The sequence below is a fragment of the Stenotrophomonas sp. GW821-FHT01H02A genome, from assembly GCF_059422145.1.
In genome coordinates, this window is sequence record NZ_JBWKWI010000013.1 from 20,687 (window position 1) to 44,200 (window position 23,514).

At 68.0% G+C, this 23,514-nt stretch carries 16 protein-coding genes; 7 read left to right on the forward strand and 9 right to left on the reverse strand.

The genetic code is table 11. The features are described 5' to 3' along the window. The first annotated feature begins 2 nt into the window (after positions 1–2). A complete protein-coding gene (locus AC07WC_RS16670) occupies positions 3–659 on the forward strand; it encodes a LuxR C-terminal-related transcriptional regulator (RefSeq protein WP_495210989.1) in 657 nt (218 codons plus the stop codon). 78 nt (positions 660–737) lie between these two features. Here AC07WC_RS16670 and AC07WC_RS16675 read toward each other — a convergent pair whose 3' ends face one another. Both AC07WC_RS16675 and AC07WC_RS16680 read right to left on the reverse strand, forming a co-directional pair. Next, positions 738–3,386, reverse strand: a complete 2,649-nt coding sequence (locus AC07WC_RS16675; protein ID WP_495210990.1) for a hybrid sensor histidine kinase/response regulator — start codon at positions 3,384–3,386, stop codon at positions 738–740. 61 nt (positions 3,387–3,447) lie between these two features. Continuing rightward, positions 3,448–4,614, reverse strand: a complete 1,167-nt coding sequence (locus AC07WC_RS16680) for an OprO/OprP family phosphate-selective porin (RefSeq protein ID WP_495210991.1) — start codon at positions 4,612–4,614, stop codon at positions 3,448–3,450. Positions 4,615–4,876: 262 nt separating this feature from the next. On the opposite strand from AC07WC_RS16680, the gene AC07WC_RS16685 reads away from it, so the two are divergent. Then, positions 4,877–6,226, forward strand: coding sequence for a dicarboxylate/amino acid:cation symporter (locus AC07WC_RS16685; RefSeq protein ID WP_495210992.1), 1,350 nt, complete (start codon positions 4,877–4,879; stop codon positions 6,224–6,226). A gap of 255 nt (positions 6,227–6,481) precedes the next feature. After that, positions 6,482–8,776, forward strand: a complete 2,295-nt coding sequence (locus AC07WC_RS16690; protein ID WP_495210993.1) for an NADP-dependent malic enzyme — start codon at positions 6,482–6,484, stop codon at positions 8,774–8,776. 445 nt (positions 8,777–9,221) lie between these two features. On the opposite strand, the gene AC07WC_RS16695 is transcribed toward AC07WC_RS16690, so the two are convergent. Next, entirely contained in the window at positions 9,222–9,908 is a 687-nt protein-coding gene (locus AC07WC_RS16695; protein ID WP_495210994.1) for a basic secretory protein-like protein, read from the reverse strand. Between the two features lie 8 nt (positions 9,909–9,916). Continuing rightward, positions 9,917–13,273: a GH92 family glycosyl hydrolase gene (locus AC07WC_RS16700; protein WP_495210995.1), complete on the reverse strand. Its 3,357-nt coding sequence runs from the start codon at positions 13,271–13,273 to the stop codon at positions 9,917–9,919. A gap of 387 nt (positions 13,274–13,660) precedes the next feature. On the opposite strand from AC07WC_RS16700, the gene AC07WC_RS16705 reads away from it, so the two are divergent. Genes AC07WC_RS16705 through AC07WC_RS16715 form a run of 3 tightly spaced genes read left to right on the forward strand, consistent with a single transcriptional unit; the run spans position 13,661 to position 16,289 of the window. Next, entirely contained in the window at positions 13,661–13,858 is a 198-nt protein-coding gene (locus tag AC07WC_RS16705; RefSeq protein ID WP_019183790.1) for a zinc-finger domain-containing protein, read from the forward strand. Between the two features lie 15 nt (positions 13,859–13,873). Beyond that, positions 13,874–14,986, forward strand: a complete 1,113-nt coding sequence (locus AC07WC_RS16710) for a glycosyltransferase (RefSeq protein WP_495210996.1) — start codon at positions 13,874–13,876, stop codon at positions 14,984–14,986. Then, entirely contained in the window at positions 14,967–16,289 is a 1,323-nt protein-coding gene (locus tag AC07WC_RS16715; RefSeq protein WP_495210997.1) for an O-antigen ligase family protein, read from the forward strand. Before AC07WC_RS16710 ends, AC07WC_RS16715 begins: the two co-directional genes overlap by 20 nt. Before the next feature lie 63 nt (positions 16,290–16,352). On the opposite strand, the gene AC07WC_RS16720 is transcribed toward AC07WC_RS16715, so the two are convergent. Continuing rightward, entirely contained in the window at positions 16,353–17,273 is a 921-nt protein-coding gene (locus tag AC07WC_RS16720) for an LpxL/LpxP family Kdo(2)-lipid IV(A) lauroyl/palmitoleoyl acyltransferase (protein ID WP_495210998.1), read from the reverse strand. A 95-nt stretch (positions 17,274–17,368) separates the two neighbouring features. Between AC07WC_RS16720 and waaA the strand changes: the two genes are divergently transcribed. Then, positions 17,369–18,667, forward strand: a complete 1,299-nt coding sequence (gene waaA / locus AC07WC_RS16725) for a lipid IV(A) 3-deoxy-D-manno-octulosonic acid transferase (RefSeq protein WP_495210999.1) — start codon at positions 17,369–17,371, stop codon at positions 18,665–18,667. A 48-nt stretch (positions 18,668–18,715) separates the two neighbouring features. Here the strand turns inward: waaA and mgtE are convergent, their stop codons facing one another. The 4 genes from mgtE to AC07WC_RS16745 all read right to left on the reverse strand — a co-directional run bounded on the left by mgtE (position 18,716) and on the right by AC07WC_RS16745 (position 23,430). Next, entirely contained in the window at positions 18,716–20,098 is a 1,383-nt protein-coding gene (gene mgtE, locus AC07WC_RS16730) for a magnesium transporter (protein ID WP_495211000.1), read from the reverse strand. A 176-nt stretch (positions 20,099–20,274) separates the two neighbouring features. Further along, complete coding sequence (locus AC07WC_RS16735) at positions 20,275–20,943, reverse strand: PA4824 family protein (RefSeq protein ID WP_495211001.1); 669 nt, start codon at positions 20,941–20,943, stop codon at positions 20,275–20,277. 458 nt (positions 20,944–21,401) lie between these two features. Then, positions 21,402–22,766 (reverse strand): TolC family outer membrane protein, encoded by a 1,365-nt coding sequence (locus tag AC07WC_RS16740; RefSeq protein WP_495211002.1) that lies wholly within the window; start codon positions 22,764–22,766, stop codon positions 21,402–21,404. Positions 22,767–22,782: 16 nt separating this feature from the next. Next, positions 22,783–23,430 (reverse strand): protein-L-isoaspartate O-methyltransferase family protein, encoded by a 648-nt coding sequence (locus AC07WC_RS16745; RefSeq protein WP_495211003.1) that lies wholly within the window; start codon positions 23,428–23,430, stop codon positions 22,783–22,785. Between the last annotated feature and the right edge of the window lie 84 nt (positions 23,431–23,514).

The window sequence follows — 23,514 nt, forward strand, 5'->3', positions numbered from 1 at the left end:
GCATGAGTGATATCACCGTCCTGGTCGCCGACGACCACCCGCTGCTGCGTGCCGCGGTCGTGCATTCGCTGCGTCAGGCGCTGCCGCAGGTCCACGTGATCGAAGTGGCCAGCGCCGCCACGCTGGAAGCCGCGCTGGACCAGCACCCGGACATCGAGCTGGTGCTGCTGGACCTGACCATGCCCGGCGCCCGCGGGTTTTCCTCGCTGCTGCATGTACGCGGTGCGCACCCGGACATCCCGGTCGTGATCGTCTCGTCCAACGACCACCCGCGCGTGATCCGCCGCGCGCAGCAGTTCGGCGCCGCCGGCTTCATCCCCAAATCGGCGCCCGCCGAGACCATCGGCCAAGCCGTGGCCGTCGTGCTGGACGGCGGCGTGTGGTTCCCGGCAATGGCTGCGGAACGTTCCGAATCCGATGCCTTGCTGGCCGCGCGCCTGGCCCAGCTCACCCCGCAGCAGTTCCGCGTGCTGCTGAGCCTGGCCGACGGCCTGCTCAACAAGCAGATCGCCTACGAACTCGGCCTGGCCGAGAACACCGTCAAGGTGCACGTCACCGCCATCCTCAAGAAGCTCGAGTGCCACAGCCGCACCCAGGCGGCCGTGCTGGTGAAGGCACTGGAACCAGAAGGCGACGCCGGCGCCGGCCTGGACGGCTGAAGCAGGGTCGCGCCCAGCGGCTGATGCGTCAGCGATCCGGTTCGCATGCGATCAACATCACGCACTGGTCGCCCGATCCTACCGGCGATGGCGTACCAGCAGCTGCGTCATCAACGCCCGCAACGCCGGCGGGCGTACCGGTTTGGAGAGGAAGCCCCAGCCGTTCTCCATCGCCTGCGCCTTCAATGCATCGTCGCGTTCGGCGGTGACCAGGATCACCGGTGGGCGTGCATGCCACAGCGTGCACAGCGTTTCATACAGATCCCGGCCCTGCCACTGGCCCATGCGCACGTCCAGCAACAGCAACTGCGGCACATTTAGCGCTGAGGCGATCTCCAGCGCCGCCTGCGGTCCGTCCGCCAGTTCCACCGAGCAACCCCAGCGTTCCAGCAACGCGCGCGTGGCCGCGCACACCAGCGGGTCGTCATCGATGCTCCACACCCGGCAGCGGCGCAGCGGGCTGTCGTCGCCCGCTTCGGGCGCCGCCACCGGCTCCGCCGCGGGTGCGGGTACGTCGGCCGCACTGCCCATCGCCACCGTGACCGCGAACACGCTGCCACGTCCAAGTGTGGAACGCAGGCTGATGCGGTGCCCCAGCAGGCGGCCGATGCGCTCGACAATCGCCAGGCCCAGCCCGGCGCCGCGTTCCTGGTCCACGCCGTCATCCAGGCGGCGGAACTCTTCGAAGATCTCGCCCTGCAGGCTCTCGGGAATGCCCGGGCCCTGGTCGTGCACTTCGATGCGCAACTGGTCGCCCACGCGCCGGCAGCCGATGAGCACGCGCCCGCGCGGGGTATAGCGCAGCGCATTGGACAGGAAATTCTGCAGGATGCGGCGCAACAGCGCTTCGTCGCTCACCACCACCGCGCGCGTGTCCACCCAGTCCAGCTGCAGGCCACGGCTGTCGGCGGCCAGGCCGAACTCGCGGGCCAGCGTTTCCAGCAGCGGCGACAGCGCGAAGGCGCGCACATGGGTCTGCAGCGCGCCCGATTCCAGCCGTGAGATGTCCAGCAGGCTGGTGAGGATGGCGTCCTGCGCGGCGAGTGCGGCATCCACATGCTCGCTGAGTTCGCGTGCGTCACCGTGCAGCTTGCCGCGCAGGACGGAAACGAACATCCGCGCCGCGTTCAACGGCTGTAGCAGATCGTGCACGGCCGAGGCGACGAACCGCGATTTGTAGCGGTTGGCCCGTTCGGCTTCGCGACGGGCTTCGTCCAGATCACGGGTGCGCTCGGCCACGCGGTGTTCCAGTGCATCGGCGAGCGAGCGCAGTTCGCGTGCAGTGTTCTTGTAGGCGGTGATGTCGGCGTAGCTGGTGACGAAGCCACCGTCGGGCAGTGGATTGCCGCGGATCTCCAGCACGGTGCCGTCGTCCTTCTCGCTTTCGCGCATGTGCGGACGTCCGCTGCGCAGGTGGTTCAACCGGCGCTCGATGGCCTCATCGATCGGCCCCGGACCGAGCAGACCGCGGCGGGCGTTGTAGCGGAAGATTTCCTCGATCGGGCGCCCGACCCGGATCAGCCCGGTCGGGAAGCGGAACAGCTCCAGGTAGCGTGCATTCCACGCCACCAGCTTCTGCTCGTTGTCGATCACCACCACGCCCTGCGGCAGGTGTGCCAGGCTGCGGCTGAGGCCGCTGTCGGCCTGCTGGGCAGCCTGCAGCACGCCGTCCTGGGCGGTCCGCAGCTCCTGCGCGTGCTGCTTCAGTACGCTTTCCAGCTCGCGCCGGCTGCGCTGGCGGTGCGCGGCGAGGCGCCGACGCTGCTGCACGAACAGGCCCAGGAAGCACAGCGCCAGCCAGATCCCGCCGGCGGCCAGCGCGGCACTGCGACCGACGGCCGCGCTGGCGCTGGCGTCATGCAGCAGATGCAGTTTCCATTGTGGATCGCTCAGCGCCAACGTCTGCCACAGCACCGGCCGAGGCAGCGATGGCTGCTCGATGCGGACCATGCGCCCGCCATCGGCGAGCACCTCCACCGTGCGTGCCTGCAGTGGCTGCAGCGAGCGGTCCGCGTACTGGCGGGTGGCCAGCATCTCGTTGCGTTCCTGCGGGCCGAGCGCGCGCAGCAGGCGGTAACGCCAGGCGTCGCCGTTGGCCAGGAACACCACGTCATGTGCGTCCGTGGCCAGCACGATGTCCGGGCTCTGCAACCATTCCTGTTCGAGCGCGCGCAGTTCGATCTTGATCGCCACCACGCCCAGCACGCTGCCGCGCGCGTCGTAGATCGCCTGCGAGAGGAAATAGCCGGGCACGGCGGTGGTCATGCCGATGCCGTAGAAATGGCCGCTGCCGTGCGCCATCGCCTGCTGGAAGTAGGGGCGGTAGCTGTAATCCTCGCCGACGTTGCTGGTCGGCTGGTCCCAGTTGCTGGCCGCCACCGCGATGCCATGGCTGTCGATCAGGGTCAGGGTCGAGGCACGGGTGACGTTGTTGGCCTGCGCCAACTTGAGGTTCAGGCGCTGGCGCTCGGTGGCGGTCAGCGGATGGGACACCGCCTGGTGCAGGTCCGGGTCCAGTGCCAGCACCTGCGGCAGCGTGCCGAAGCGATCGATGCGTTGCTGCAGGGTCTGGGCATACAGACCGAGCTGGCGCCGGACCTGCAGGCTTTCATCGTCCAGTGCCCGCTGTTGCGCATAGCGTCCGGCCAGCAGCGCGCACAGCGCGGTGCCGCCAAGCATCAGGACGATGAGCAGCAGCCAGGGGCGATAGCGGGAGACGCGGTACATGCCGTCAGTCTAGGCAGGGCAGGGCAGGGCGGACGCGCGTCAACGCGTCCGCCACGCGGGCTCAGAAGTGCATCTGTGCGCGCAGTTCGAAGATTTCCGGCTGGCTGCGCACGCCACGACGGCTGGCGTCGACCTTGAGGTAATTCGCCTGGAACTTGAAGTGCGAGGTCAGGTACCAGTTGGCGCCCAGGGTCCAATCATGCTGGCGGCCACCGAACACGTCGGCATCGTCCAGATCGATGCGGCTGTAGCGGGTGACCAGTTCGACCGCGCCGTAGCCGTGGGCCGGCTTGACGTTGGCCACCGCGCCGGCGCTGTACGGGCGTGATTCGCCGGTCAGGATCCAGCTGGCCATCGCGTACTGGCCGTTGCCGGTGTAATCCGGCTTGCCGTCACGGCTGACCGTGGTCTGCAGCGCCTCGCCCTGCAGCGAGAACGGGCCGCGGATCCAGATGCCTTCCAGGCCGGTGCGGACGATCTTGTCGGCGGTGGTCAGCGCACCGGAGTCGACCAGGCGGATGTCGGTCAGGCCGGCTTCCGGGCGCGCACGCAGGCGCGCGCTGGCGGCATGCGAGACATCACGGCCATCGCGGTAGCCGCGCGGGTTTTCCTGCGAATAGGCCAGGCCCAGGTGGACCACGTCGCCTGCGGCCTTGACCGGCGTCCACACGGCGCGCACCGCCTGGGTGGTGCCGGGATTGTCGCCCTGCAGGTCCTTGCCGCCGTAGGCGCCGGCCTGCAACAGGTACTCCGGGCGTTCCAGCACCCATTCGGCACCGGTGCGGCGGCCCTCGTAGAACGCCTGCACGGGCAGGGCGGTCTCCAGGAAGCTGCCGGCGCGCGAGGAGGTGCCGGCATCCAGGCCGACCGGGGTCTTCATATAGCCGAAGCGGAAGCGGCCGATGTCGCTGCCGAAGAAGGCCTTGCTCTCGAAGCGGACGAATACGTCCAGCCAGGTGTCGGCCTGGAAATCGTAGTAGACCATGGCGTCGTAAACGCCCTTCTTTTTCAGGGTTGCGCCGAATTCCTTGCGGCGCACGGCGTCGGCATCGTCGATGCCGCTGCCGCCGGAGAAGTCGTTGAGGTCGTAGGCAATGTTGGCAGTAGCTGCCAGCTCGGTACCGTCACTGAAGGTGGTCTTGGTCGGCCAGTTGTCCCAATCGGCCGCGGTGGCGGCGAGCGGGGCGGTGGTCAGGGCCAGGGCGATGAACAGGGGCGTAGGGCGCATGGGCGGTGGCTGCAATAAGGAGTGGGGCAGAACAACAACGGCCGCGAACGGCAGATCTGTGGGGCTCTCCCCCCTTCATCCGCTGCCGGGCCACCCGCCGCCGTGGGGGCGCGGTGCAGGGGCAGTGTAGGCAGTCCGGCCAGCTGAACCGGGGGGCTAGTACCAATAGGTTATCTGCGTTGGCGAGATGCGGGCGTAAAAAGGCCACGCCAGATGCCGCCCAGCGCGGCCGGCATCCTTCGTGACAATGCCGGAGCTTCCCATGCACGTTCCCACCACCGCCCCGCTGGCGGCCAAGCCGCTGCCGTTCTACCGCCAACTGTATTTCCAGGTGGTGGTGGCGATCGTCCTCGGTGCCATCCTCGGCCATTACGAGCCGGCCTTCGCCGAATCGCTCAAGCCGCTGGGCGATGCCTTCATCAAGCTGGTGAAGATGATCATCGCCCCGGTGATCTTCCTGACCATCGTCACCGGCATCGCCGGCATGACCCACCTGCGCACCGTCGGCCGGGTGTTCGCCAAATCGATGGCCTACTTCCTGTTCTTCTCCACCCTGGCCCTGGTGGTCGGCATGGTGGTGGCGCACGTGGTGCAGCCGGGCGCGGGGATGAACATCAACCCGGCCGACCTGGACCAGACCGCGGTCAACGGCTATGTGCAGAAATCGCATGAGCTGACCCTGGTCGGCTTCGCGATGGACATCATCCCGGCCACCCTGGTCAGTGCGTTCGTCGAGGGCAACATCCTGCAGGTGCTGTTCGTGGCGGTGCTGTTCGGCATCGCGCTGGCCCTGACCGGCGCCAAGGGCCGCCCGGTGCTGACCTTCCTGGAGGCGCTGACCGCGCCGGTGTTCCGCCTGGTCCACATCCTGATGAAGGCCGCGCCGATCGGCGCATTCGGCGCGATCGCCTTCACCATCGGCAAGTACGGCGTCGGCTCGCTGGTCAACCTGGCCTGGCTGGTCGGCTCGTTCTACCTGACCGCCTTCCTGTTCGTGGCGGTGATCCTGGGCGTGGTCTGCCGCCTGTGCGGGTTCTCGGTGTTCAAGCTGGCCCGTTACCTCAAGGCCGAGCTGCTGCTGGTGCTGGGCACCTCGTCCTCCGAATCGGCGCTGCCCTCGCTGATGGAAAAGATGGAGAAGGCCGGCTGCAGCAAGTCCGTGGTGGGCCTGGTGGTCCCGACCGGCTACTCGTTCAACCTGGACGGCACCAACATCTACATGACCCTGGCCGCGCTGTTCATCGCCCAGGCCACCAACACCGAGTTGACCCTGGGCCACCAGATCGCCCTGCTGCTGGTGGCGATGCTCAGCTCCAAGGGGGCCGCCGGCGTCACCGGTGCCGGCTTCATCACCCTGGCCGCCACCCTGGCCGTGGTCCCGGAAGTGCCGGTGGCCGGCATGGCGCTGATCCTGGGCGTGGACCGCTTCATGAGCGAATGCCGCTCGCTGACCAACTTCATCGGCAATGCCGTGGCCACCGTGGTGGTGTCGCGCTGGGAAAACGCGCTGGACCGCGACCGCCTGGCGATGGTGCTCGATGGCCGCGAAGCCGAGTTGCCGTCGCTGCTCATCGATGACCTGCCGGCGACGCTGCCGGCCCCGGCGCATTGAGCCCGATGAACTGATTGTGTGGTGCATGGTCGTGCCGTTCCTGCCGGGGCGGCACGGCCATGTTTTGTTTTCAAGGCCCGGTGTGCGCTGTCATGGGCGCGCGGCAGGCTGGTCCGCATACGCCGGCGAACGGGCCGCGTGACGCGCTGGATTATGTGCGGTTGCAGCATGACCGCGACAGCGTAGCGACAGGTCCGTCCACGCCAACGGGGGTATGATCCCCTGTTCCTCTCGCCCATTCATCTGCAGAAAGCGATGTCCAACGAAGATTTCAAACAGGCAGCCCTCGACTATCACCGGCTCTCGCCGCCCGGCAAGATCAAGGTCACCGCGACCAAGCCGATGTTGACCCAGCGCGATCTGTCGTTGGCGTACTCCCCGGGCGTGGCACACGCCTGCGAGGCGATCATGGCCGACCCGCAGCAGGCCAGCGAGCTCACCGCCCGCGGCAACCTGGTCGCCGTGATCTCCAACGGCACCGCCGTGCTGGGCCTGGGCAACATCGGCCCGCTGGCCGGCAAGCCGGTCATGGAAGGCAAGGGCGTGCTGTTCCAGAAGTTCGCCGGCATCGATGTGTTCGACATCGAGATCGATGAAAACGACCCGGACAAGCTGGTCGACATCATCGCCTCGCTGGAACCGACCTTCGGCGGCATCAATCTGGAAGACATCAAGGCACCGGAGTGCTTCATCGTCGAGCGCAAGCTGCGCGAACGCATGAACATCCCGGTGTTCCACGACGACCAGCACGGCACCGCGATCATCGTCGGCGCCGCAGTGCTCAATGCCATGGTCGTCACCGGCAAGAAGATCGACGAGGTGAAGCTGGCCACCACCGGCATGGGCGCGGCGGGTATTTCCTGCGTCAACATGCTGGTCTCGCTGGGCCTGAAGCCGGAGAACATCCTGGCCTTCGACCGCGACGGCGTGATCCACACCGGTCGCAGCGATCTTGATCCGGAGAAGGCACGTTACGCGCGGGATACCGACAAGCGCACGCTGGCCGAAATCGTCGACGGCGCGGACATCTTCCTGGGCCTGTCGGCGCCGGGCATCCTGACCGCGGACATGGTCAAGACCATGGCCAAGGATCCGGTGATCTTCGCGCTGGCCAACCCCACGCCGGAAATCATGCCGGAAGTGGCCCGTTCGGTACGCCCGGACGCGCTGATCGGTACCGGTCGTTCGGATTACCCGAACCAGATCAACAACGTGCTGTGCTTCCCGTACCTGTTCCGCGGTGCGCTGGACGTCGGTGCGACCGCGATCAACGAAGAAATGAAGATCGCCTGCGTGCACGCGATCGCCGCGATGGCACGCCGCGAGGCCAGCGACCTGGGCTCGGCCTATGGCGATGAGACCCCGAGCTTTGGCCGTGACTACCTGATTCCGCGTCCGTTCGACCGCCGCCTGCTGGTGGAGCTGTCGGCCGCGGTGGCCCAGGCTGCGATGGATTCGGGCGTGGCTACCCGGCCGGTCGCCGACATGGGCGCCTACCGCGAGAAGCTGGCCCAGTTCGTCTATCGCACCAGCCTGATGATGAAGCCGGTCTACGACCGTGCGCGTTCGGACAAGCAGCGCGTGGTGTACGCCGAAGGCGAAGAAGAAGTGGTGCTGCGCGCGGTGCAGAACGTGGTCGATGAAGGCCTGGCGCAGCCGATCCTGATCGGCCGCCCGGACGTGATCGAATCGCGCATCGAGCGTCTGGGCCTGCGCATGAAGGCCGGTGTCGACTTCGACATCACCAACATCAACGACGATCCGCGCTTCAACGATTACTGGCAGTACTACCACAACCTCACCGGCCGCCGCGGTGTGACCGTGGCCGCGGCCAAGAACCTGATGCGCTCGCGTCCGACCCTGATCGCCGCGGTGATGGTGGCGCGTGGCGAAGCCGACGCGATGCTGACCGGCGTGGTCGGCCGCTTCCACAAGAAGCTCGGCTACGTGCGCAGCGTGCTGCCGCTGGAAGCCAAGGTGACCTCCACCTCGGCGATGACCGGCGTGATCAACCAGCAGGGCGTGTTCTTCTTCGTGGATACCCACGTGCAGGAAGACCCGACGGCCGAACAGATCACCGAAGCGACGCTGCAGGCGGCTTACCGCATGAAGCTGTTCGGCATCGAACCGAAGGTGGCGCTGCTGTCGCACTCCAACTTCGGCAGCCACGACTCCAAGGACGCGCTGAAGATGCGTGCGGTCCGCGAGATGCTGCTCAAGCGCAACCCGCGCCTGAACGTGGACGGCGAGATGCAGGGCGACACCGCATGGGATGAAGCCCTGCGCCAGAAGCTGCTGCCCAACAGCACGCTGAAGGGCCGTGCCAACCTGTTCGTGCTGCCCAACCTGGAAGCGGCCAACATCGCCTACAACCTGGTGCGCGTATTCACCGACGGCGTGGCGATCGGTCCGATCCTGATGGGCGTGGCCAAGCCGGTGCACATCCTGACCACCAGCGCGACCTCGCGCCGTGTGCTCAACATGACCGCGATCGCAGCCGTGGATGCGCAGATCCGGAAGCAGCTGGAGGCCGAAAAGAACGGCGCGTAACGCGCCGGTCTTTCTGACCTCCAGCTGCAAGAACGCGCCCTTCGGGGCGCGTTCTGGTTTCGGGCCACGAAACCGGTCGCTGCCGACCGTTGGTCGGTAGGCGTTTTGCATTGCCACATGCACGCCGCCCACGCGTCACCACCCTGCAACCTCCCAGGCGCCCAATAGCACCACGCGGCCCGGCCGTGGCGGCGCTCCGGTGGGGGCGTCGCCACCCTGGGCCCGACCATATCCTCCACGGTCAGCCACGGGAACGGTGTCATGCGCCATCCACGCACGAAGCGGTACTTCCAGCAGTTGTTCGCGCTGTACGCCGGGTTGGTCGGCGCGCGCTGACACACGAAAGCGTACCGACCAACGGTCGGTACCTGCCATCGACCAACAGCACCGGTAGTGCCGGCCGCTGGCCGGCTCCTCGCAAACGCTGATCGGGCACCCCGGGCAATCAGCGTGTGCGCACGTACTGTTCCCACAACACTGGCAACGCCACGCCGCTGAGCGTTTCCCACAGCGCCGGCGTATAGCGCCCCTCGCGCAGCGCGCCGTCCAGCGCCTTCACCAGCCCGGGATGCTGCGCCTCGCTCCAGGCCAGGAATGCACCGGTGACCCGGTAGCCGGTGTCGAAGTTCTGCTCCGGTTTGACCTGCATGGGCAATGCCCAGCCCGCCCCTGCGTTGTCCTTGCCGTAGCGGTCGCGGGCGTAATCGGCGATGCCTTCCACCAGCCAGCCCGGCACCCGCGCGTTGGCGTACTCCGGGTAGCCCTGCACGATATGCATGGCTTCATGGGTGACCAGGTCGATGTCACCCGGATGCTTGGCCAGCCAGGCCGGGTTGATCGTGATCGTCGCTGCCAGCGCCTTTTCGCCGACAAAGGCGATGCCGTCGTACGCCGGGTCGATCACGATGCCGACCTGCGTCGGCGCGGCCGGGTGGAAATCGGCGCGCTCACGCAGATACGCGCTGAAGAACGTCTCGATGATGCGTTCGCGTACCGGTGCGGCCAGTGCATCGCCGGGATCGCGGTAGTGCAGGGTCACGCCCTGGCGGGTCTGTGTGGTCTCGAATGCATGGGCATCGGCGAGACCGGCGGTGACGAGCAGGGCGGTCAACAGGCAACGGGAAATCGGCATGAGGGTCCTCATCGGGCAGGGGCCGGGGCGAGCAGTTCGATTTCGGCCAGTTGCAGGCGCCCGGGTGCCCCGATGCGCAGGCGGTACTCGGCATAGCGCCCCGGCTGGGCAATGCGGAACGGGCGGGTCTGCATCGCCCAGGCGAAGGCTTCGCCGCGGCGCTGGTCCACCTGCACCCAGCGGCCACCGGTGGTGCGCGCCTCCAGCGTCCATTCGCCACCGCGGATCGGGCCATTGCCGCTGGTCAGGGTGTACATCGACGGTGTGCCTGCGGCGACGTTGCTGAACGTGATCGTGCTCGAAGCACCCAGCGGCATCGCCGTGGCTGCATCGTCATCGATCAATGCCGCGGCCGCGCGGCCGTCGCCGAGCTGCGCGGTGGCATCGCTGCCAAGCAGGTCGTGCAGCAGGGCCGGCTGCTGGCCGCGTGCGGTGAGCGAGCGCGGTGCGTCATCCGCGCCGGTACCCCAGCGCGAGGGCTCCGGGCCCATGACGAAGTCCAGGGTGGCGCCCTTGGCGAGCAGCGCGTGCGGCAGCCAGGTCTTGGTCCAGGGCTTGCCGTTGACCTTCAGCGACTGCACGTAGATGTTGGTGTCCGAGTTCGCCGGCGCATTGACGGTCAGTACCGCCCCGCCCTGCAGCTCGACGCGGGCGTGGCGGAACAGCGGCGAACCGATCACGTACTCCGGCGCGCCCATGCGCAGCGGGTAGATGCCCAGCGCGGCGAACAGGTACCACGCCGAGGTTTCACCGTTGTCCTCATCGCCCGGGTAGCCCTGGCCGATCTCGCTGCCCAGGTAAAGCCGCGAGAGGATTTCGCGTACATGCTGCTGGGTCTTCCACGGCTGCCCGGCATACAGGTACATCCACGGGATGTGGTGCGCCGGCTGGTTGCTGTGCGCGTACATGCCCATGCGCACATCGCGCGCTTCGGTCATTTCATGGATGGTGCCGCCGTAGGAACCGGAGAACGCGGCATCGGCGGTTTCCGGGGTGGCGAAGAACGTGTCCAGCTTGGCCGCCAGCTGCTCGCGGCCACCGTACAGCGCGGCCAGCCCTTCGCCGTCGTGCGCGGCGGTGAAGGCGAAGGTCCAGCCGTTGGATTCAGTGTAGTCATGACCCCACACGCGCGGGTCGTAGTCCTTGGCGTCCAGCCGCCAGCTGCCATCGGGCTTGCGGCCCTGGAAGAAGCCCGCGGCGGGATCGAACAGCGTGGCGTAGGTGCCGGCGCGGTGACGGAAGTAGTCGGCCTCGGTGGCATAGCGCTCGCGTGCGGCTGGCGTATCGGCCTGCCTGGCCAGCGCTTCGGCCATGTTGGCCACGCCGAAATCGTTGAGCGCGCCTTCCATCGTCCAGGACATGCCTTCGTGCACGTCGGCGGTGGCATAGCCGCGGAAAGTGGAGCGGTCCATGCCCTTGCGCCCGACATGGCGGTCCGGCGGCACCACGCTCGCGTTCTTCAGCGCGGCGGCATAGGCCTCCTGCGCGTCGAAGCCACCGATTCCCTTCAGCCAGGCATCGGCGAAGGCCACGTCCGAACTGGTGCCCACCATCAGGTCGGCATAGCCGGGCGAGGACCAGCGCGCGACCCAGCCGCCGGCGCGGTACTGCTCGAGGAAGCCCTGCACCAGCGCGCCGGCGTCGTCCTTGGTGAACAGCGCGTAGGCCGGCCAGGTGGTGCGGAAGGTATCCCAGAAGCCGTTGTTGACGTAGACCTTGCCGTCGCGCACCGGCGCGAAGCTGCGCGTGGCGCTGCCGTCGGTGTTCTCGTCCGAGGCACTGGCCTGGCTGGCGTAACGCCAGTCAGGCGCTGCCGCGGTGCCGGCGTTCTCGTGGCCGGAGTTGGGATACAGGTAAAGCCGGTAGAGGTTGGAGTACAGCGTGGTCTTCTGGTCGTCGCTGGCATCGCCGATGTCGAAGCGGGCCAGGCGTTGATCCCAGGCGTCCTGCGCGCGTGCTGCCACGCGATCGACATCGTCAGCGGCCGACAGCTCCAGCGCGAGATTGTGGCGCGCCTGCTCGATCGAGATCAGCGAGGTGGCGATGCGCATCGAGACGCGGCGGTCGGCACCGGCATCGAACTTGATGTAGCCGGTCGGTCGGCCGGTGTCCACGGTGCCGCTGCTGCGCCACGGGCGGTCGAAGCTGGCCACCACGTACATGCGGGTCGCGCCGGTGGACAGGCCGCTGCGGGTGTCGGTGTAACCGGACAGCGTCTGGGTCGCCGCATCCAGGGTCAGCCCGCCGCGCGCGTCGACGTTGTCGAACAACAGGTTGGCATCACCACCGTCGGGGAACTCGAAGCGGAACACGGCGGCGTGGTCGGTCGGTGCGATCGAGGCAGCGATGCCGTTGTCGAAGCGCACGTCGTAGCGGTACGGGCGGGCCTGCTCGTTGTCACGCGAGAAGCTCAGCGCACGTTTGCCGCGGTCGGCCTCGGGCACGCCACGGCTGGCCGAGGGCATCACCTGGAAGGTCTGGCGGTCGCCCATCCACGGGCTGGGTTGATGGCTCAGTGCGAGCGCCTGCAGGGCAGGGCGGTTGGCGGCGTCGTTCTGTTCGTTCCAGCGGTACAGCCAGGTCAGCGAGCCGGCATCGGTCACCGGCGTCCAGAAGTTGAAGCCGTGCGGCACGGCGGTGGCCGGGAAGTTGTTGCCGCGCGAGAAGGTGCCATTGGCCTGCGTGCCGCGGGTGGTCAGCACCCAGTCCGACGGGCGCTGCGGCGTGCGGCGCGCCTGCGTCTCCAGGCGGACATCGTCGATCCAACCGGCGACCGGGGCGCCGTCTGCGCTGGCGACCTCCAGTTCCAGCGCGACCACGCGGCGCCCGCGCAGGGCGGGGGTATCGCCCAGGCGCACGGCTTTGCGCGCCCACTGCTGCGGGTACAGCGTCTTCGAGTCGCCCTGCGCGCGGGCGCCCAGCGCTACGCCGTGATGATCACGCGCCGCGCTGGCCGAGACGCGGGTGCCGTCGTCGAGGACCAGATCGAGCGAGACGTAGGTCGAGGCCACGGTGTCCTTGCCGACGATCTCGGGCAGTACCAGCCAGGACAGGGTGGTATCGGCCTCGATGGTGAGATCGGTCTGGAACAGCGGGCGGCGCGCCTGGCCGCCGGCGCTGGCGTAGTGCAGCGCATGCAGGCCGCTGTATCCGACGCCTGGCTTGGCCGCATAGGGAGCGGCCGGGCCAGCGCCGATCCGTATCTGCAGGGCGCCGTCGCTGGCCGCCGCGGCCGGGGCCGGCTGGCCCGGCTCGAAGGAGGTCTGCAGGCCCTGCGCGGCGGCCGGCAGGGCGATCGATGCGCAGGCCAGGGCCAGGGCAAGGGGGAGGGCACGGCGGACGGGGCGCAGGTCGGACAGGGTCATGCAAGGGTCTCCCGGGAAGGGCAGGCGGCAGGCAGGACCCGCATCGATGGCCACGGCGGACGGCATCGCCCCAGCCATCGGCAGACGGCAGGAAAGCGGCGATGCATGTCCGGTGGGGGGCGGGCAGGCGATCGGGTCGATGATCGGTACCGGCCGATCCTGCATCACGACAACTGGCTCTGACAAGTGCAATTAGTTCGATCTAAATCCCGCAAATTCGTTTCATATCGGATTGTTGACAATCAATTTGGATCGATTTAAAAACGTGGGTGGTCGTTCATCGGGTCGCCGGCCGGTCCGCACGTTGCGCAGCTGGCGCCGGCGGCCTTCCGCGGCCGCCAGATGCTAGAATCGACGGTCTCGCAACCCCCTTTGTGTGTCCACGCCATGAGCCATACCGCCACCGCGCCCGCCAATGCCGAGAAGCGTTACACCGTGCACCGCAGCGACCTGCCGCTGAGCTGCCCGACGCCGGAAATGGCGCTGTGGAACTCGCACCCGCGCGTGTACCTGCCGATCGAGGACGAGCCCAACTGCGAAGCCGCGTGCCCGTACTGCGGCGCCGTGTTCGTGCTCGCCGACTGACCCGCGGACCACACTGTGCGCCGACTGACCGTGGTGCAGCTGCTGCCGGCGCTGCACTCCGGCGGGGTCGAACGCTCCACCCTTGAGATCGCCTCCGCCCTGGTTGCCGCCGGCCACCGGGCCATCGTCGTGTCTGCCGGTGGGCGCTTGGTCGAGCCGCTGCTCGCCAGCGGCGCCGAACACCTGACCCTGGATATCGGCCGCAAATCGCTGCTGACCCTGCGCCACGTGCTGACCCTGCGCAATCTGTTCAGCGAGGTGGGCGCGGACATCGTGCACGCGCGCTCGCGGCTGCCGGCCTGGCTGGGCCTGTATGCCGTGCGCAACCTGCCGGCCGCCACCCGCCCGCACTGGGTCACCACAGTGCACGGGCTCAACTCGCCCGGCCGCTACAGCGCGGTGATGACCAGCGGCGAGCGCGTGATCTGCGTGTCCAACAGCGTGCGCGAGTTCGTGCAGGCGCATTACCCCAGCGTCCCGGCCGAGCGCTTGCAGGTGATCCCGCGTGGGGTCGATGTGAGCCAGTTCCCACGCGTGGGCCGCCAGGATCGGCGTGCGCGGTTGGCCGTGGCCGAGCAGCATCCCGCACTGGCTGGCGATGCACCGCTGCTGTTGCTGCCGGGCCGTGGCACTCGTCTGAAAGGGCACCGCCATGCCTTGGGCCTGCTGGCCGGGCTGCATGCGGCCGGCGTCCCGGCCCGACTGTGGATGCCGGGCACGCGCGAACCGGGGCGAGAGGCGTATGTGGCCGAACTCGAGGCGCAGGCGCGCAGCCTGGGCGTGTTCGATGCGGTGCTGATGACCGCGCCGACCTCGCGCATCGCGCAGGCGTATGCAGCCAGCGATCTGGTGCTGCAGCTCTCGGACAAGGCCGAAGCGTTCGGCCGTACCGTGGTCGAAGCGTTGTCGGTGGGCCGGCCCGTACTGGGCTGGAACCATGGCGGCGTGGGCGAGTTGTTGACTCAATTGCAACCGTCCGGCGCGGTACCCTTGGGCGACGCCGATGCGCTGCTGGCGCGCGCGCAGCAGTTGCTGCTGCAGCCGCCGGCATTGCCGTCGCGGATCCCGTTTACCTTGCAGGCGATGCAACGTGACACGCTCCAGCTCTATGCCTCCCTCATCGGCTGAGCCGACCCTTCTCCCGGGTTCGCCGGCCTCCCGTGCCGGCCGCTGGGCGCCATGGTGGGTCATCGCGTTCGTTGCGCTGTGGCCGCTGCCCGGCATCGCCGAGGGCGTGCTGGTGCTCGGTGCGCTGTACGCCGCAGTGCGCATGGTGCAGTTGCGGCTGCAGGGCAACCAGCGGCTGCTCAGCAGCCCGGCCTGGGCGCTGACCAGCATCCTGTTCCTGGGCTACTGGCTGCCGCAGGCGTTTTCCGCCTTCGATGCGATCGATCCCGGTACCGCGTGGCGCAAGGCGGCTGCAGGCCTGCGCTATCTGCCCTTCATGTGGCTGGTGGCGATCGCCGTGGCGACCCCGCAGCGGCGCGCACTGACCCTGCGCGGTCTGGCCGTGATCACCGGTCTCTGGACCGTGGATGCGCTGGCCCAGGCGATCATCGGCAGCAGTCCATTGTTCTGGTCGATGGACCAGCTCAAGTGGGCGGTCAGCGGCCACGGCCTGTGCTCGCCCGAAGAGATGGCGCTGGTCGATCGGCTCAGTGGCGTGCTCGGCCCGTGCAATCTCAAGTTCGGCCAGGTGCTGGCGAGCCTTTCTCCGTTCCTGCTGTTCGCGGCCTCGCGCCGAGCCGGCATCCTCGGCTGGTCGCTGGTGGCGGCCGCGGTGGGCGTGGTGCTGGTACTGGCCGGTTCGCGCGCGGCGTGGCTGACTTATGCGCTGGTGCTGGTGTTCTCCGGTTGGCGGCTGATCGGCGTGCGCGGACTACTGGCCTGTGTCGCGGTGGGCGCGGTGGCGGCGGTCGTGCTGACCGTGAGCGTGCCCCAGGTCGGTGACCGGGTTGCACGTACCGCCATGGCCTGGGAGGGCGAGAGCGATGGCGTCAACCAGGCGCTGTCAGGCCGCGCGCAGATCTGGTCGGCCGCGGCGTGCATGATCGAGGAGCATCCCATCAACGGCGTCGGCGCGCGTGGCTTCCGCGATGCGTACCCGGCCTGCAACCCGGATCCGTCCGCCCAGGAAGTCTGGGGTGCCGGCCCGGCGTTGCACGCACACCAGATCGTGCTCGAGATCCTGTCCGAAACCGGCATTCTCGGCCTGCTGCTGTGGCTGGCGGCGGTGGCCCAGGCCTGGCGCGCGTGGCGCTTTGCGCCGGCCGGAGCCCGTGAGCGCGCACGTCCGGCGATGCTGGCGCTGGCGGTAACCGTGTTCCCGCTCAACACCCATCTGGCGTTCTACTCCACTTTCTGGGGTGGCCTCACGCTGTTGTTGGCCGCGCTGTATGCGGGCAGTCTGCTGGCACGCGACGACGGGTAGAGCCACGCCTTGCGTGGCTGCTTGGTGGACCCGGCGTTATGTGCAGCCAGCGATGGGGTGGCTCTACCGGTAATAGTCGCTCCGGCCGCCCGGCTGTCGCTTGAACCGGCGGTGGATCCACAGATACTGGTCCGGCGCCTCGCGCACCATCGCTTCGATGGCCTGGTTGACGCGCGCGGTATCGGCCTCGACATCCTCGCTGGGAAAATTCTCCAGCGGCGCCCCGATCTTCAGGAAGTACTTGCCGCCTTCCCGACGGTGGAAATACGGGATCACCGCGCAGCCGGTCATCCGCGCCAGCTGGTGCGTGGCGGTGATGGTCGAGGCGGTATGGCCGAAGAACGGCACGAACACGGTGTCCTTGCCGCGCATGTCCTGGTCCGGCGCATACCAGAGGAAGCCGCCTTTCTTCAGATGCCGCACGGTCGCGCGGATGTCTTCGTTGGCGTACATCGCCTTGGCGTAGCGCAGGCGGCCGAACTTCACCGCCCACTCGTACACCGGGTTGCGGTGCTTGCGATACATGCCGGACAGCGCGACGTGGTCGCACAGCAGGCGGCCGCACATCTCCAGCGTCATGAAGTGGCCGGACACCAGTAACACGCCCCGGCCCTCGGCCTGCATGCGGTGCAGGTGCTCCAGCCCTTCGATCCGGACCTGCGGGCGGATGCTGTCGATGCTCCCCCACCACGCCCGCGCGAACTCGAAGATGCCCACGCCCAGGGCATCGAAGCTGTCGCGCAGCAGGCGCTGCCGCCAGGCGTCGTCCTTCTCCGGGAAGCACAGCTTCAGGTTGACCTCGGCGGCGCGCCGGCGGCTGCTGGCCAGCCGGTAGGCAACCGTACCGACGCCGCGACCGAGCGCGCGCTGCAGCAGCCACGGCAGGCGGGCGATCGCGAAGGCGAGCAGCATGAAGGCGAAGGTCGGCCAATGGCGCGGATCGCGCAGGGACGGCCGGGTGGCAGTGGAAGCGTTATCGGACATGCTTCGATTCTAATGGATGCGCCCGGATGCGTCCCGGCGGGGTCATCACGGCAGCGCGGCGTGTCTTCCCCGCGCCGCTCCCGTATCCTTTGCGGATGCGTAAAAGTCCCGTCGAATGGATCCTGCGCGGCCTGTACTCGGCCGTGCTGTACCTGCTGTTGCCGATCACCGTGTACCACCTGGTCTGGCGGGGCTTCCGGGTGCGCGAGTACTTCCAGCGCTGGGACGAGCGCTATGCCTCCTACCCGCACTCCAGCGGCCAGCCGCGGGTGTGGCTGCACGCGGTCTCGGTGGGCGAGGTGAATGCCGCCGCGCCGCTGGTGAACGCCCTGCGCGCGCTGCGCCCGGACATCCGCTGGGTGATCACCACGATCACCCCGACCGGCTCCGAGCGGGTCCGCGCGTTGTGGGGCGATGCGGTGGACCATGTGTACCTGCCGTACGACGTGCCCGGCAGCGTCGGCCGCTTCCTCGGCCACTTCAAGCCGAGCCTGGCGCTGATCCTGGAAACCGAGCTGTGGCCGAACCTGCTGTTCGGCTGCCGCGACCGCCGGATCCCGGTCTACATCCTCAATGCGCGGCTGTCGGCGCGCTCGCTGCGTGGCTATCGCCTGCTGCGTCCGCTGATCGGCCGCGCGCTGCGCACCGTTACCTGCGTGGCCGCGCAATCGGCCGACGATGCCGAGCGCTTCATCCAGCTGGGCGCGCGGGCGGACCAGGTGCAGCCGCTGGGCAACCTGAAGTTCGATATCGCCACGCCGAACGTGCAGGACTTCATCGCACGCTTCCATGATCTGGTGCCTGCCGAACGTCCAGTCTGGATCGCCGCCAGCACGCACGAAGGCGAAGAGCAGGCCACCATCGATCTGCACCGCCGCCTGCGCGACGCGGTACCGGGCCTGTTGCTGTTGTGGGCACCGCGACACCCCGAGCGCTTCCCGCGGGTGGAAGCACTGGCCCGCGAGCAGGGCTGGAAGGTCGCCACGCGCCGCCAGCAGCAGTGGCCGCAGGCGGATACGGATGTGTTCGTGATCGATACGCTCGGCGAGCTGATGTCGTTCTACGGCTGCGCGCAGGTGGCCTTCGTCGGCGGCAGCCTGCAGGCCATCGGTGGACACAACCTGCTGGAGCCGGCGGCAATGGGCACCGCGGCAGTCACGGGCCCGCATCTGCACAACTTCGCCGAAATTTCCCGGCGCATGCGCGAAGCCGGTGCAGTGGTGATCGCCGAGGATGCCAACGGGGTCGGCGATGCGCTGCTGATCCTGCTGCGGGATCCACAGGCCCGCGAAGACATGGCGCGGGCAGGCTGCGCGCTGGTGAGCAATGGGCGTGGCGCGCTGAAGCGCACCGTCGCCCTGATCGCACCGCGGCTGCCGCCGCCGGTGGCCTGAACGCCGCGGACCTGATCGCGCCGTGCGTCGACCAGGCCCGCGCGCGGGTCAGCCAGCCGCGACCAGCAGATCGCCGAGAAAGGCGTACGCGAAGCCGAAGTAGATGAACACGCCGATCAGGTCCATCACCGAGGTGATCATCGGGGCTGACAGCGTGGCCGGGTCCGCCCCGATGCGGCGTGCGGCGAAGGGCAGGAGCGCCCCGATGATGCCGCCCAGCGCGGTGCACGCGAGCATGCTCGAGCCAACCACCAGCAGCACGTCCATGCCTACCCCCTTGCTGAAGTAGGCCAGGATCGCTTCCAGCACGGCGATGCTGATGCCCAGCGCGGCGACCACCGGCAGCTCGCGCCGGATCACGAACCAGACATCGCGCCAGCTCAGTTTCAATTCGCCCAGCGCCATGCTGCGGATCACCAGCGTGGCCGATTGGCTGCCGGTATTGCCGCCCATGTCCACGATCGGGGCGATGAAGGCGGCCAGCACGATCACCTGCGAGAGCAGCTCTTCCTGCGCAGCGACGAAGGTGCTGGTGACGATGCCGAAGCAGGTCAGGATCGCCAGCCAGAACACACGCACGCGGAACATCTGCTTCAGCGGTGTGCTGCGCACGTCCAGGTCATTGCCCTGCGCGCTCACCGTGCCGCCGAAACGTGCCAGCTGCGAGGCGTCCTGCTCCTTCTCGATGTCCATCGCATCGTCGACGGTGACGATGCCGATCATGCGGTCGCCGCCATTGGTGACCGGCAGCGCGAGCAGGTCATAGCGACGGATCAGTTCGGCAGCCTGCAGCCGTGGCCAGTTCGCCTTCGCCGCGACCGGCTGCGCGTGCATGATCGAAGCAACGGTACGGTTCTCGTTGGCCAGCACCAGATCGCGCAGCGCGACCGTGCCGCGCAGGCGCAGCGTGTGGTCGAGCACGAACAGGATGTTGACCGTCTCGCTGTGCAGTGCGGTCGCGCGGATATGTGCCAGTGCCTGCGCGACGGTCATCTCCGGCGAGACCCAGACATAGTCGGAGGTGGCCGCCGAGCCGACCGTGCCTTCCGGGTAGGACGCCATCTTGAGGATGTCGTCGCGCTCGACCTTGGTCAGCGCCGGCAGCAGGTTCTGCTTGGCGTCATCGCCAAGGCGGTTGTACAGATCGGCACGGTCATCCGATGGCATGTGCTCGAACAGCTGCACCACCGCCTCGCGTGGCATCGCGGCCAGCAGCTGATCCTGGCGGAGCTCGGCGAAGTGCGCGAACAGATCGGCGCGCGCCGTGGGCTCGAGCATCATCAGCAAGGGCAGTGTTTTGTCCACGCTCAGCGCGTCGAGTGCGTCGACCAGATCGGAGGGATGCGTGGTCGCCGCGATGCTGGCAAATCCAGCCGCGTCGAGGGAAAGCGAGAGGGTGCGGATCGAGAACAGAAGGTCTTCGCGGTTCATGGTGGTGCTCCAGCAGAAAGTGGCGTGTGGGGTGGCAGCGCGCGGTGATGGGGTATACGTGTCCGACACACCGGAGTGCGTCCGGGCGAGTCGGGTAAGCGGTGTTTGCGTGGGCCGCGTGCGGAGTGCAGGCGGCCGGCGGGATCAGTCGGTGCGGTCAGCCGGCGCGCACGGCATTACCGGGTGGCGGCGAGATTGAGGCCGAGCGTGATCCACTGACCGTCGCGCTGATGGTGGGCACGCCCCGCGAGCAGATCCACGCTGGCGCCACGCCAGAGTTCGTGGCGCACGCCGAATTGACTGCTGCGCTGGCGCGCCGCATCGCGGGCGGTTTCGGCCAGCAGTGACCAGTGCGGTGCGGCCACGATTTCCACGCCGATGCCATCGGTGCGACCCCGTGCATCGCCCGTGCGCGCCCAGCCCAGATTAAGGTGCAACAGGGTCCGGTCAGACGCGCCGAGCACCATCGTCAGCGGCGCATTGAGGCTCCAATCGTCGGCGCGCGGGCGGTGCCAGTCGCTGCCGAGGCCGGCACTGATTGCCACGCCCCAACGACGTTGATCGAGATCACGCAGTACCCGCTTGGCGCCCACGGCCCACTGCGTAGTGGAGGTGGCGTGCTGATGGCTGAGGCCGAGCGACCATTCGGTATCGGCGAACGTGCAGGCCGGTACGGCCGTCCAGTCGTTGCCGGCATCGATACGGCGGCCCCAGCTTTCCAGCTGGCAGCGGCCGGCATCGGTGATGGAGGCGTCGTCCACCATCAGGCTGGCGGCGGCGCGGGTGTCGAACGGAAGCATCGCCACGGCCACGAGGGGCAGGGCGAACATACGGGAAACGTGCATGGGCAATCTCCAGGCAAACGGAAACGCCAGTGGCACCCTTCTTGGGGTCGGTGGAACGGCGATACGGATGATGCGAGGCGGGCGAGCGTGTCAGCTGCGCTGGTGGGCCCCGTCCTGTGCGGACGGAACCGACCTTGGGGTCAGTGGGTCCGTCGGCTCAGGAGCAGCAACGAGATCGACTATGACTGTCCAAGGAGGGGGCCTCTGGAGGGAAAGGGAAGGTGGTGCGGGGCGGACCTTAGTCGGCCCATGGTGAGGGGTCAAGCCATTTTCCATGCGACGTGCCGGACTGTGGACCGGTTCACGGTGGAGACTGTGCGCAGGTCGGCATTGCGCGATGCGATCGCGAGGGTTGTTGTGGCGTGGGCAGCGGCTGTGGCGTGTCGGGATCGGCACCTTGCACGCAAAAAAAACCACCCGCAGGCGGGTGGTTTTTCTCTCTCGCCGTGCGCCGTCGATCAGTTGACGGTGGTGCTCGGCGTGGCGGCCTTCTGGGTCAGCAGGCGGTTGATGTCCTGCAGTTCGGCGATGTCCAGCGTGCCGACGGCCTGGCCCAGCTGCAGACGGTTCTGCAGGAAGGTGTAGCGGGCGTTGGCGTAGTCCAGCTGCGCGGAGAACAGGATGCGCTGGTTCTGGATCACGTCCAGCACGGTACGCGTCCCGACTTCCAGGCCGACCTGCGAGGCGTCATAGGCGCTCTGTGCCGACACGACGGCCAGACGACGCGCTTCCACTTCGCTGATGCCGGCCACCAGGGTCTGGTAGGCATTGCGGGTGTTGCGGTCCAGGGCGCGCTTCTGCTGCTCGTAACCGTCCTGGGCGATGTCACGCTGGGCCAGGGCCTGGCGTACGCCGGACTGGGTGGCGCCACCGGAGAAGATCGGCACGTTCAAGGTCAGGCCGACGCTGTTGGTGCGACGGTCCGGGCTGAAGCTGCTGCCGCCGTCGCCGACGACATCGCCCCAGCTGGCCGACTTGCCGGCGGTGGCGCCGAGCGACAGGGTCGGGTAGTGCGCGCCGCGGGCGGCCGAGACGCCGGATTCGGCGGCGTTGACCTTCAGTTCCTGCGCTTTCAGCGCCGGGTTCTGCGCAACGGCTTCGGCCACCAGGGTATCGATGGTGGCGTACTTGGCCGGCAGTTCCGGACGGAAATCGGCCGGCAGGGCGCGCAGGTCGGTGACCGGCTGGCCGGTCAGTTCGGTCAGCGCCTGGTAGGCGTCGGCCAGGGTGTTCTGCGCGATGATCGTGTTGGCGCGGGCCTGGTCGTACTGGGCACGGGCTTCGTGCACGTCGGTGATCGGGGCCAGGCCCACTTCCAGGCGCTTGTCGGCGAAGTCGAACTGCTTCTTGGCAGCGGCTTCGTTGGTCTGCGCGGCCGACAGCGATTCAATGCCCACCAGCACGTTGAAGTACGCCGCCGAGGTGCGCACGATCAGGTCGTCGTTGGCCGAATCCAGGGTGAAGTCCGCTGCACGGCTCAGCTCGCGCTGCGAACGCAGGTTGGCGAACTGGGTGAAGTTGAATACCGTCTGGCTGCCGTTGATCGTGTAGTTCCGGCTCTTGGTGGTGAACGAGCTGGAGGTCAGATCATGGTTCGGGTTGGTGCGGGTGCGGTTGAGCGAGGCCTCGCCGTTGAGCTGCGGCAGCAGGGCGGCACGCGCCTGCACGGCGCCTTCCTTGTCATACAGACGGGTCGACTCGGCAGCCGACAGCTGCGGATCGCCGTTGCGCGCCATTTCGTAAACCTGCAGCAGGTCGGCGGCAGAGGCGGTCATCGGCAGCAGGGCGGCGGCCAGCGCAAAGGCGAGGGATCGGCGGATCATTGCGGCTTCCTTGGACTCAGAGTTGGAACTGGGGTGCCGGGGCGGCACCGCGCAGGTAATCGATATCGGTTTCGAACAGCGATTCGGTGGTGCCGTCCGCCTTGACCAGCACCGCCTCCATGACCGGCGACAGGCCACGGATCACGAACAGTCGACCGCCGGGACGCAGCCACTGGGTGAAACGTGACGGGATGACATCCACCGCGCCGGTGACACAGATCGCATCGAAGCGGCGCTCGGTGTCCCAGTTCAGCGCGTCAGCGGTTTCGATGCGGACGTTGTTGCCCAGGCCGGCGGCATCCAGGCGCGCGCGCGCGGTCGTGGCCAGGTCGGCGTCGATTTCAAGGCTCAGCACTTCGCGGGCCAGTTCGCCCATGCAGGCGCTCAGGTAACCGCTGCCGGTGCCGATTTCCAGCACTTCGTCGCCCGGCTGCAGATCCAGCGCCTGCAGGGTGCGGCCTTCGATGACCGGCTTCATCATCTTCTGCCCGTTGCCCAGCGGCAGTTCGATGTCGGCGTAGGCCAGGGCCCGGTGCGATTCAGCGACGAACGCCTCCCGCGGCAAGCGTGCCAGTACATCGAGCACGCGGATTTCCAGCACATCCCAGGGGCGGATCTGCTGTTCGACCATCAGTTCGCGGGCGTGGGAGTAATCGATCGTCATGAGGTTCTATATCCAGCGCAGTGGGCCGGCCATTTTACCGGTGCCGGGAGCCGGCGGCGCGCTGAGAGCATCGCTGCCGTCGCG